Consider the following 10,979-nt stretch of genomic DNA (forward strand, 5'->3'; position numbering starts at 1 on the left):
CAGCGCGCGAATAAAGTAAGGCCCCTTAGCCCACTGTTCAGGCTAGCAAAGGCCCTTGTGGGACGTGGATTTATGGGATCTGGGTCACAATTTCCTGCCTCGGGTGGCACTGCGCGGATCGCACCAATCCTGCTGTCCAGCCCTGTGCCAGTACGCCGTTGTTTGCTAACCTGCAAAGGGAGTGGGGCTGTGCCGTGCCTCACACGCACCGGTTCCGGAGGTGCCCGGCCGGACCGCTGAACCGATCCGGACGCCGCCTGTGGAACTGCCAACGACGGCAAGCTGAAGGAGCGGGTAAATGTCCGAATTGGAAGCGTTGCTCTCCGAGACGGAGCGGACTTTTGGTCTACGCCAGATCGCGGCGGGCCACGCGCAGATGGTGGTGATTGGACGGAGCCTTCCGCAGCCCATCGGCGAGGTTTGGAGCGCTGTTTCCGACCCTGCCCGGCTCGGCGAGTATTTTGAAGAGCCGCAGGGAGACTTCCGGCGCGGCGGAGAGTTTGAAGTTCCCGGGATCGCTTCGGGTATCATTCTCCGGTGCGATCCGCCGCGGCTGCTGACGGTGTCCTGGATACCGTCGCACGGGAAGGCCGGAGAGCTTGAGGTTCACCTCTCCGATGAAGATGGATCGACGCGGCTGGAACTTCGTTATGCCTCGGTGCGCAAACGCTTCTCGCTGATTGACCCGGAGAGCACTGAATGGGCGGCCGGCGCAGGCTGGGAGTTCTTCGTCGACAACCTGGCAGCCAATCTGGAAGGCCGCGAGCTGCATCGATGGGTGTCCGACTGGCGTTCGCTTGAAGGAGCGGAGCGGGAACTTTTCGAAGCCCGTAATGCTGAATGGGAGCGGGTGTGGGAACAGTTCGAGCGCGAGCATGCGCCCCTCCCGGGTCCTGAATAATCCCACGTCAGAGAGCGGTTCTTGGCTGTGGATAACTTTACTTTCAAAGTTGAGTGTAATAGACTCAAGTTAGTTGAGTTCAGCGGATAAAACGTACTCCGCCGGGAGCTCGCATGGTTTTTCTCCAAATCCGAGAAGGAGCCCGCCGTGGATACCAAGTTCACGAACAAGAGCCAGGAGGCACTTCAGGCCGCGGCCATGAATGCCACTACTGCCGGTAATCCGCAAATTGAGCCCGCTCATTTGTTGAAAGCCCTGATGGACCAGCGCCAGGGCGTGGCAGTGGCCCTGCTCAAGGCAGCCGGCGCAAACCCTGATGCGGTCAGCGTGGCGGCCAGCAACGCCATCCACGAACTGCCGTCGAGTTCCGGATCCTCCGTCCAGCAGCCGCAGTTCTCGCGTCCCCTGCTGCAGGCCATCAACACCGCCCAGCAGGAAGCCTCCCAGCTGGGCGACGCCTACGTTTCCACGGAACACCTCCTGCTGGCCCTGGCCGTGGACAACGGCCCTGCAGGCAAAGCCCTGCGGGACAACAACGCAGGCCATGACGCGCTCGTCAGCGCCCTTCCATCTGTGCGAGGAGACCGAAAAGTGACAACCGCTGATCCGGAGAACACCCTCCAGGCGCTTGAGAAGTACAGTACCGACCTCACGGCTTTGGCCAGGTCCGGGAAACTGGACCCCGTCATCGGACGCGATTCCGAAATCCGGCGGGTGATCCAGGTGCTGAGCAGGCGCACCAAGAACAACCCGGTCCTCATCGGCGAACCCGGCGTGGGCAAGACTGCCGTCGTTGAAGGCCTCGCCCAGCGCATTGTTGCCGGTGACGTCCCGGAAAGCCTCAGCGGCAAGACGCTGCTGTCCCTGGACCTGGGGTCCATGGTGGCCGGTGCCAAGTACCGCGGCGAGTTCGAAGAACGCTTCAAAGCCGTCCTCGAGGAGATTGCCAACTCCGAGGGGCAGGTGGTCACGTTCATCGACGAGCTGCACACGGTGGTTGGCGCGGGCGCCGCCGAGGGGTCGATGGACGCGGGCAATATGCTCAAACCCATGCTGGCGCGCGGGGAGCTGCGGCTCATCGGCGCCACCACCCTCAACGAGTACCGGGAAAACATCGAGAAGGATGCGGCGCTCGAACGCCGGTTCCAGCAGGTCTTTGTGGGTGAACCCAGTGTTCCGGACACCATCGGCATCCTGCGCGGCCTCAAGGAGCGCTACGAGGCGCACCATAAGGTTGCCATTGCTGATTCCGCCCTGGTTGCCGCTGCGACCCTTTCCAACCGGTACATCACCGGCCGGCAGCTTCCCGACAAGGCCATTGACCTCGTCGACGAGGCCGCATCCCGGCTGCGCATGGAGATCGACTCCGCCCCGGAGGAAATCGACGAGCTGCGCCGCGCCGTCGACCGGCTCACGATGGAGGAGCTCGCCATCTCCGGAGAAACGGACGAGGCGTCGCTCGAACGGCTCGAAGTGCTCCGCGAGGACATGGCGAACAAGAAGGAGCAGCTGGCGGCACTCAATGCACGCTGGGAAGCCGAAAAGGCCGGACTGAACCGTGTGGGCGACATCAAGGCCCGGATTGACGAACTGCGCTCGCTGGCCGAGAAGGCCCAGCGCGACGGTGACCTCACCGAGGCGTCGAGGATTCTCTACGGCGAGATCCCGGCCATGCAGAAGGAACTCGACGCGGCTCAGGCAGCCGAGGAGGACCAGTTTGGCGAGGGTGCCCGGGAATTGATGGTTTCCGAAGAAGTCACCGCCGACGACATTGCTGAAGTTGTCTCGGCGTGGACAGGAATCCCGGCCGGACGCATGCTGCAGGGAGAGTCGCAGAAGCTGTTGGACATGGAGTCCGTGATTGGGTCCCGTCTGATCGGCCAGAGCCGTGCGGTCTCAGCGGTGGCTGATGCTGTCCGCCGTTCTCGCGCCGGTGTCAGTGACCCCGACCGTCCCACCGGATCTTTCCTCTTCCTGGGCCCGACCGGCGTCGGCAAGACAGAGCTGGCCAAGGCGCTGGCTGAGTTCATTTTCGACGACGAACGTGCGATGGTCCGCATGGATATGAGCGAATACGCCGAGAAGCACACGGTCTCGCGCCTGGTCGGAGCCCCTCCCGGGTACGTCGGCTATGAAGAAGGCGGGCAGCTCACTGAAGCCGTGCGGCGGCGTCCCTACTCGGTGATCCTGCTCGATGAGGTGGAGAAGGCACACCCGGATGTCTTTGACATCCTGCTGCAGGTGCTCGACGACGGCCGGCTGACGGACGGGCAGGGCAGGACCGTGGACTTCCGGAACGTCATCCTGATCCTGACCTCCAACCTCGGCTCGCAGTTCCTGGTGGATCCGGGGCTGAACGAGGAGCAGAAGCGTGAATCGGTCATGTCCATGGTCAACGCCAACTTCAAGCCGGAGTTCCTGAACCGTCTGGACGACGTCATCCTCTTCGACCCGTTGACCCTTGATGAACTGTCCAAGATTGTGGACATCCAGGTGCGTACCCTCGCAACCAGGCTGCGGGACCGCCGCCTGACCCTGGACGTCACGGACGCCGCCCGCGAATGGCTGGCGCTGACCGGCTACGATCCGGCCTACGGTGCCCGCCCGCTGCGCCGCCTGGTCCAGCGCGAGATCGGGGACAAGCTCGCCAAGGGCATCCTCGCAGGCCGCATCTCGGATGGAGACACCGTCCTGGTGGATCGCCCCGAGGGGCTCGGCGAGGAAGAGTTCGCGAGCCAGGGACTCAGTGTCGAAGCCGCGGCTCCCGTGGCGTAGCCAAGGCACATCCGCATCAATGCACCAAAGGAGGGCCGTCCGACAGACGGCCCTCCTTTGGTGTGTTCCGGGCGTCCTCCGCCGAGCCCGGCTACGGCTGGACTATCAGCGACTCCGTCAGCTCCTCGCCCGGCGCGACGACGAAGCAGTCCACCCGGCGGTCCCCGGAGTCCCAGGAGCCCTGGGTGGGTACGGCCCGGTTAAGCTCCAGATCCGTGTACTTGGACGCGGCATCGGTGTAGATCACGGAAGAACACACTTCCTCCGCTTTTGCTGCCAGTGCGTCAGTGCCGGGGAAAGTGTCCGAGTCCGGGTAGGTCTGGCTGGCCACCAGCTGCGCATTATGGGGAGTGTCGCACGTAACCACCGTGACTTCGGCGTTCACACTTTGGAAGTCCTGGAGGCAGGCACCTGCCTCCAGATCCACCGGCTTGACCGAATCCTGCAGGACTCCTGCTTCCCGGTTGCCGTCCGCAACGATGGTTGCCAGCCAGATGCCCAGCAGGACCACGATCAGGATGGATCCGATCAGCACCAGCATCCGGGTCGTTTTGCTGGCTCCGGAGTTCTTGGCCGCTGCCTCTTCGGCTTCGCGCGTCCGGCGGGCCCGGCGCGAGTCGCCGGGTACCGCGCTGGAGCCAGACGGGGTGACGACGTGGGTGATACCCGTATCCGCAGGGTCCTCGGCCGGCACCTTCTTCGTCAGGGACAGTGAGGCGAACGAATCGGTGACCGGGGCGGATACATCGGATCCCCCGGCGGCAACGGTGGCAGCAGCGATAACCGGTGCCGGCTTCGATTCCTTGCTTCCGCCTGTCTTGGGGGCCCCGGCTGTCGTGGGCGCTTTTGCCGTATCGGAGTCCTTGCCGGGAGTTTCATCGACGGGTTCGCCTTTCCCCGTCCCGTCTCCGCCCGCCTCATCCGCGGCGGTGCCGGCTGCTTCGGTCTCCGCGTCAGCTTTATCGGCATCGGCAACATCGGGTTCTTCTGCTTCAGTCCCCTCGTCTTCAGGGGCCTGAGTAGCTTCTGATGCGTCGGAGTCCGCATCAGCTTCTTCCGTCTCAGCAGTTTCAGCTTTGGAGGCTTCTGTTTCATCCGCGGCTTCTGTTTCGTCCCCGGCTGCTGTCTCATTCGCGGCGACGTCGGCCTCGGCGTCGTCTGCCGTGGATCCGGGAGCCCCGTCTGCCGGGTCTCCGTCCACGGGCTCGTCGTCGTCGTTTTCCGCCGGCGGTTCAGCGGGGGTTTCCAGCTCGGTGATTCCTTCGCCGGCGTCAACGGCGATCTCGGTCCCCTCCGGCGGTGCCTCCGAGATGCCGGCCTGCTTGCCGGCCTCGATCGCTTCCTCGGTCACGGCACGGACCTCGGCGGCGGTTTCGGGGAGGGACGCGGCCTCTGCGGCCTCTGAGCTGATGGAAGGCGTTTCGAGGGACGGTTCGCTGAGCTGCACTTCGTCGGCGGGAACGATCTCCGGCTCAACCGGCGCTGCGTCCTGAACCTGCGCCTCGAACATACCCGTCCACAACTCGTCGTCGCGGGACCCGTTCGAAGACAGCCACGCAGGGGCCTCCGTGTGGGAAACGAGGTCCGGAAGAGCCTGCGCCGGACCGGTACCGGCTTCTGCCTCGGCTGCAGCGCCGCCTGTTCCGGCATCGGTGGATGCCGGAGTGTTCCCTGGCTGGGTTGGCTCATCCGTCGGCCCCGAGGCTTCCTTGGCTCCGGGCCCCGTCCGCAGGGGCCGCTTGGGTCCTCCCTTTGAACCGAGCAGTCCCTTCGCTACCGCCCCCTTGGGCGATGCCGGCCGCTTGGAGCCGGGGATCCGCCTGCCTGTCTTTCCTGGTTTCCCGGGTTTTCCGGTCTTCCCGGTTTTTGCAGGTGTCCCGGGGGTACCCGCGGTGCCTGAAGCGGCGGAGTCGTTCTGTGCGGGACGCCCGTTGGCGGCCGGCTGCTGCGGCTTGATAACTGGAATGCTCCTTGTCGCGGGATTGCTCCGGATGGACGGTGCTGCCTTTGCGGCAGGGGGCTTGGCGCCAGAACCTTTGGGGGCGGCGCTGCTGTTCGGCGATGGCCGCGGGGACTTTCCAGGCAGGGCCGGGCCCGGCCTTGGCGTCCTCTTCTGATCGCTCATGGTGAACGTGTGCCCTCCCTGTTATGGCCGCTCCGTGGTCCCGCAACGTCATCTCCTCCCTGACTTTAGCGAATTTGCAGGTGGCAGCGCAGTACACGCCGAAGCGATGGTCGGACTAAACTTGGAAGTTGAATGTGTCTGCGGCTCCTCCGGGGCACGCAGCAGCGGGAAAACATGTAACCTGTAGTTACGACAAATTGACCGAATATTCCGGGGCCTCGCTCTCCTGCCCGAGCGACCACCTCCGGATCGACGCAAAAAGGGGGTCACGCCATGGGGCGCGGCCGTCAAAAGGCAAAAGCAACCAAGCAGGCACGCGAGATGAAGTACTTCACTCCTGCCACGGATTACTCTGCCCTGCAGCGAGAGCTGTCGGGGCCAACGAGTCGTCCATCGAGTCGATATCCCGAGGAGCCGGCAGAGCCGGATTACTCGGCGTACGAGGATAAGTACGCAGATCAATTTGGCGAGGAAGACGACGACGAGGGCTCCCGCCGCATCGGCTAGGTGCAGCGAACCACTCGTTCTTGACAAGCCCAATTGCTTTCCTTCAGCGGATCACCAAACGGTGGATCCGCTGAAGGGCGTTAAGGGCGAAAATTCCGCGCAAGCGACCAGCTTCGCCGTGCGTTCCCGCGAGATGACAGAAACTGCCCGTATCAGAGCTGATACGGGCAGTTTCTGTCATCTCGATGAAGGTAGGGGAGTGGAAGCCCTCTGAGGGCTTAGGCGTAGCTGCCCACCAGACGCACGGCGCCGCCGTCGACACCCTTGGCGCCCTGGACGTAGTCCGGGTTGCCGGACTCGGGCTCTCCGGCCTCGCCCACGGTTCCCATCGTCCACGCAGGAACGCCGCGCTCAGCCAGCCGCGCCAGCGCAGCGTCGGCACCGGCAGCGTCCACAATGGCCACCATGCCGACGCCGAGGTTCAGGGTGCGCTCCAGGTCCGGCAGCGGCACGTTGCCCAGTCCGCTCACCAGCTTGAAGACCGGCGGAAGTTCCCAGGTGGAGCGGTCCACGGTGGCTTCGAGGCCCTTCGGAAGCACGCGTGCCAGGTTTGCGGCCAGACCGCCACCCGTCACGTGGCTGAAGCCGTGCACGCCGGCAGGCGCGTAGCGGGCCAGATCCAGGCAGTCCGCCGCGTAGACGCGGGTAGGTTCCAGCAGTTCCTCGCCGAGGGTGCGTCCCAGTTCAGGGACCTGGCGTTCGAGCTGCCAGCCGGCATGGTTGATGACGCGGCGCACCAGGGAGTAGCCGTTGGAATGGATGCCGGAGGACGCCATCCCAATGACCACGTCGCCGCTGCGAACGCGTTCGGGGCCCAGCAGGTCGGCAGCTTCAACGACGCCGGTGGCGGCGCCGGCGACGTCGTACTCATCGACGCCCAGCAGGCCCGGGTGTTCCGCCGTTTCGCCGCCCACCAGTGCGGTGCCGGCAACTTCGCACGCTGCGGCAATGCCCCGGACGATGTCGGCGATGCGCTCCGGGACCACTTTGCCGCAGGCAATGTAATCGGTCATGAACAGCGGCTCGGCGCCCACGACTACGATGTCGTCGACCACCATGCCGACCAGGTCGAAGCCGATGGTGTGATGGATATCCAGGGCCTGGGCGATGGCGACCTTGGTGCCGACGCCGTCGGTGGAGGTGGCGAGCAGCGGCTTCTTGTAGGTGAGGAGCCGGGAAACGTCATACAGACCGGCGAATCCGCCCACTCCGCCAAGAACCGAATCATTGTGGGTGGCCTTCACGGCCGCCTTCATCAGTTCGACGGCCTTGTCACCGGCTTCGACGTCCACACCTGCGGAGGCGTAGGTGATGGAGTTTTCGCTCGCGCTCATACTGATTCTTTCTTGTCTGTGGGGGTCAGGAGGGTCTCAAATTCACTGTCCGGGCCCGGATCGCAGCCGTTGGAGCCGTCCGCATCCGAGGGAGGCTCCAGCAGGTTCTTGCCCAGCCGGTCAGCGGAGGGCAGCTCAATCGGGTAGACGCCGGTGAAGCAGGCGGTGCAGAGTTTTTCGCGGGGCTGCTGAGTGGCGCCAATCATGCCGTCCTCGGAGATGTACGCGAGCGAATCAGCACCGATGGAGGTGCAGATCTCGTCGACCTTGGCGCCGTTGGCAATCAGTTCGGCGCGCGAGGCAAAGTCAATGCCGTAGAAGCAGGGCCACTGGACCGGAGGGGAGGAAATCTTGACGTGGACTTCCTTGGCGCCGACTTCCCGCAGCATCCGCACGATCGCGCGCTGGGTGTTGCCGCGCACAATCGAATCGTCGACGACGACCACGCGCTTGCCGCGGATCACGGATTCCAGGGCGTTCAGCTTCAGCTTGATGCCGAGCTGGCGCAGCGTCTGGCTCGGCTGGATGAAGGTGCGTCCCACGTAGGAGTTCTTGACGAAGCCGTGGGCAAAGGGAATGCCGGACTGCTCGGCATAGCCAACGGCAGCCGGGGTCCCGGATTCCGGAACGGGAATGACGATGTCTGCTTCGACCGAGTTTTCACGGGCCAGCTGGCGGCCCATCTCGACCCGGGATTCATAGACCGAGCGTCCGTTGATGGAAGCGTCCGGACGGGCAAGGTAGACGTATTCGAAGACGCAGCCCGCCGGGGTCGGCTCTCCGAACATCTGGGAACGGATGCCGTTCTCATCGATGGCAATGAACTCGCCGGGTTTGATCTCGCGAATGAAGCTGGCGCCGACTGTGGCCAGTGCGGAACCTTCGGACGCCACAACCCAGCCGCGGTTCAGCCGGCCGAGGACCAGGGGCCGGACTCCGTACGTATCGCGGGCGGCGTACAAGGTGCCTTCGTCCATGAACACGAAGGAGAAGGCACCGCGCAGCATAGGCAGCAGCTCCAGTGCAGTTTCTTCGAGGCTGCGGCCATCCGTGCCGTTCAGCAGTGCGGTGACCAGCGCGGTATCCGAGGTGTTGCCCTGGGCAATTTCGCCGGAGCGGGGACGTCCCTGGCGCTCGAGGATCATCTCGTACAGCTCTGCGGAGTTGGTCAGGTTGCCGTTGTGGGCCAGTGCCACGGTGCCGGCTGCGGTGGCACCCAGGGTGGGCTGTGCGTTCGCCCAGTGGGAAGCGCCCGTGGTGGAGTAGCGGCAGTGGCCGATGGCGATGTGTCCCAGCAGGGTGTTCAGCGTGGTCTCGTCAAAGACCTGGGAAACCAGTCCCATGTCCTTGTAGACGCTGATCCGGCTGCCGTCGCTCGTGGCGATGCCGGCAGACTCCTGCCCGCGGTGCTGCAGGGCGTACAACCCGTAATAGGTAAGCTTCGCTACCTCTTCGCCGGGGGCCCAGACGCCGAAAACCCCGCAGGCATCCTGCGGTCCTTTCTCGCCGGGCATGAGATCGTGGGAAAGCTTTCCGTCACCGCGTGCCATGGGACCCATTCTCTCACGATCGCGGTCTGCATCTCCCTCCGCGGCGGTGCGTTACGCCAGTGGTGACGGCCCTGTGCTGCCGGGTTCGTCGTCGGCGGCTTCAACGACGGCACGCTTGGAACGCCGCACGCTGATGCGGTCCAGGATGAGGGCGGCAACGCAGCCCAGGGCGACGCCGGGAAGTGCCAGCATCACGGTGAAGAAACCCAGGACGGCTTCACGTGTGTACTGCGGGTTCTCCGGGCCGGTGTACGCCATGACCAGGGCAACCACGAACGCCACCACCGCGCCCAAGGCAATGAAGGGGACAAAACGGGGAGCGCGCCGGATGGTGATCTCGCGCCGCTCGGGGCTGTGCTGCTCGGAAGTCATACGGGAATTCTACCGGCAGTAGAGGCTAGGAGTTCCCTCCGGGAATCCCCGGAAACAGCGGGAGGCAGTCTGCAAGGTCTGCCCGCAGGCCGGAGGCTGAGACTTTTCCCGCGGCGACGGCGTCCGCCCAGGAAAGCGTGCCCGTCACGAGCGCCAGCCACGTGGCGGCATCGGTTTCCACCACGTTGGGCGGGGTTCCGCGGGTATGCCGCGGGCCCGGAATGCACTGGGTCACGCCGAACGGGGGTACCCGTACCTCTACGCTGTTCCCCGGTACCCGTTCGGCCAGTTCCTCGAGGGCATACCGTACGGCAGCCGCCGTCGTCTGGCGGTCCGCCGCGCCTGCCGCGGCAGCGGCAAGGGCAGCGCCGCCGTCTGCCGCTGAAATCCTGCGCCGTGCCATGCCTAGTCCAGCAGCGCCGTCACGGGAGCGGCCAGGCGCAGGCTGCCCACGGGCTCGCCGCCGCCGAGTACCGGGGGCACGACTTTGGCCAGGACCTTGAAGACACCCTCCGGGTCGATGGCACCGCTGGCGGCTAGCAGGGTCAGACCCACGAGGGTGGCAGCGCGCCCGTTCCCGTCGAGCATTTTCAGCGCGACAGAGACGCCGGTGTCCGTTCCCAGCACGAGGACTCCCTCGGCGCCGGACTTCGCTACGATTCCCAGGTCCTCCATGACGACGGAGTTCTCCCGGCCCACGCCGTGGACGGCCCACGGATAATCCAGCATGGCGGTGGCGACAGTCGCCGCCCGGGCGTCTCCGTGCTTGTCCGAGGGCGCCTTGGCGAGCTTGCCGATTCCGCGGGCGAGCCCGGCCAGGGACAGGGCTGCCAGCGGAGCGCCGCAGCCGTCGACCGCCCAGTGGGCTGGCTTCTCTTCACAGAAGTCTTCGATAACCCGGGCAATGCCCTGCTGCAGCGGATGCGCCGGGTCCAGGTAGGTGGAGGTGTCCCAGCCGTTTTCGGTGCAGGCCCACAGGAACGCTGCATGCTTGCCGGAGCAGTTGAACGCGATCCGCTGCTTTCCCTTGCCGGAGCGGATCAGTTCGGTGCGGGCCTGTTCGTCCTGCGGCCAGTCAGCGGGGCACTGCAGGTTGTCTTCGGTGACGCCGGCTGCCTCGAGCATGCCCCGCACGACGTCGGTGTGTTCCTTCGCGCCTATGTGGCTGGCAGCGGCGAGGGCCACCTGCGCGCCGCGCAGCGGAACACCCGCCTGCATGGCGGCCACGGCCTGGAATGGCTTGAGCGAAGAACGGGGAAACACGGGGGTGGTGATATCTCCGAGCGCAGTCACCACGGATCCGTCCGAGGCCAGGACGACGGCGGACCCCGCATGGCGTGATTCGATGAAGCCGTTGCGCTCCAGGACAGCGAGTTCGACGGCGTCGGCAGCAGTGAAAGTGGCAGGCATAAGGC

At 65.1% G+C, this 10,979-nt stretch carries 9 protein-coding genes; 3 read left to right on the forward strand and 6 right to left on the reverse strand.

What is annotated here, in order from left to right:
• Positions 1–298 precede the first annotated feature (298 nt).
• Positions 299–901, forward strand: coding sequence for an SRPBCC domain-containing protein (locus TVB01_RS01370; protein WP_422453527.1), 603 nt, complete (start codon positions 299–301; stop codon positions 899–901).
• A 147-nt stretch (positions 902–1,048) separates the two neighbouring features.
• A complete protein-coding gene (gene clpB / locus TVB01_RS01375; protein WP_422453529.1) occupies positions 1,049–3,676 on the forward strand; it encodes an ATP-dependent chaperone ClpB in 2,628 nt (875 codons plus the stop codon).
• Between the two features lie 91 nt (positions 3,677–3,767).
• Here clpB and TVB01_RS01380 read toward each other — a convergent pair whose 3' ends face one another.
• Positions 3,768–5,186: a septum formation family protein gene (locus tag TVB01_RS01380; RefSeq protein WP_422453531.1), complete on the reverse strand. Its 1,419-nt coding sequence runs from the start codon at positions 5,184–5,186 to the stop codon at positions 3,768–3,770.
• An 888-nt stretch (positions 5,187–6,074) separates the two neighbouring features.
• Here TVB01_RS01380 and TVB01_RS01385 point away from each other — a divergent pair.
• Positions 6,075–6,308 carry a DUF3073 domain-containing protein gene (locus TVB01_RS01385; protein ID WP_227894051.1) on the forward strand — a complete coding sequence of 78 codons (234 nt, stop codon included), beginning with the start codon at positions 6,075–6,077 and terminating at the stop codon, positions 6,306–6,308.
• Between the two features lie 218 nt (positions 6,309–6,526).
• On the opposite strand, the gene purM is transcribed toward TVB01_RS01385, so the two are convergent.
• The 5 genes from purM to TVB01_RS01410 are packed head-to-tail and all read right to left on the reverse strand — an operon-like array spanning position 6,527 to position 10,974.
• A complete protein-coding gene (gene purM, locus TVB01_RS01390) occupies positions 6,527–7,642 on the reverse strand; it encodes a phosphoribosylformylglycinamidine cyclo-ligase (protein WP_422453533.1) in 1,116 nt (371 codons plus the stop codon).
• Positions 7,639–9,192 (reverse strand): amidophosphoribosyltransferase, encoded by a 1,554-nt coding sequence (gene purF / locus TVB01_RS01395; RefSeq protein WP_422453535.1) that lies wholly within the window; start codon positions 9,190–9,192, stop codon positions 7,639–7,641. Before purF ends, purM begins: the two co-directional genes overlap by 4 nt.
• A 51-nt stretch (positions 9,193–9,243) precedes the next feature.
• Positions 9,244–9,564, reverse strand: coding sequence for a hypothetical protein (locus TVB01_RS01400; RefSeq protein WP_422453537.1), 321 nt, complete (start codon positions 9,562–9,564; stop codon positions 9,244–9,246).
• Positions 9,565–9,589: 25 nt separating this feature from the next.
• Positions 9,590–9,967 carry a sterol carrier family protein gene (locus tag TVB01_RS01405; protein WP_422453539.1) on the reverse strand — a complete coding sequence of 126 codons (378 nt, stop codon included), beginning with the start codon at positions 9,965–9,967 and terminating at the stop codon, positions 9,590–9,592.
• Positions 9,968–9,969: 2 nt separating this feature from the next.
• Entirely contained in the window at positions 9,970–10,974 is a 1,005-nt protein-coding gene (locus TVB01_RS01410; protein WP_422453541.1) for an asparaginase, read from the reverse strand.
• Positions 10,975–10,979 lie beyond the last annotated feature (5 nt).

Origin of the sequence: Arthrobacter sp. 7Tela_A1 (assembly GCF_049311065.1) — a bacterium.
Lineage (GTDB): Bacteria > Actinomycetota > Actinomycetes > Actinomycetales > Micrococcaceae > Arthrobacter_B.

What these genes read in the sequence shown, in the direction of transcription:
- TVB01_RS01400 (WP_422453537.1), bottom strand. Translation starts at nt 9,564, where the DNA reads ATGACTTCCGAGCAGCACAGCCCCGAGCGGCGCGAGATCACCATCCGG.
- purF (WP_422453535.1), bottom strand. Translation starts at nt 9,192, where the DNA reads ATGGCACGCGGTGACGGAAAGCTTTCCCACGATCTCATGCCCGGCGAG.
- purM (WP_422453533.1), bottom strand. Translation starts at nt 7,642, where the DNA reads ATGAGCGCGAGCGAAAACTCCATCACCTACGCCTCCGCAGGTGTGGAC.
- TVB01_RS01410 (WP_422453541.1), bottom strand. Translation starts at nt 10,974, where the DNA reads ATGCCTGCCACTTTCACTGCTGCCGACGCCGTCGAACTCGCTGTCCTG.
- TVB01_RS01380 (WP_422453531.1), bottom strand. Translation starts at nt 5,186, where the DNA reads ATGTTCGAGGCGCAGGTTCAGGACGCAGCGCCGGTTGAGCCGGAGATC.
- TVB01_RS01405 (WP_422453539.1), bottom strand. Translation starts at nt 9,967, where the DNA reads ATGGCACGGCGCAGGATTTCAGCGGCAGACGGCGGCGCTGCCCTTGCC.
- TVB01_RS01385 (WP_227894051.1), top strand. Translation starts at nt 6,075, where the DNA reads ATGGGGCGCGGCCGTCAAAAGGCAAAAGCAACCAAGCAGGCACGCGAG.
- TVB01_RS01370 (WP_422453527.1), top strand. Translation starts at nt 299, where the DNA reads ATGTCCGAATTGGAAGCGTTGCTCTCCGAGACGGAGCGGACTTTTGGT.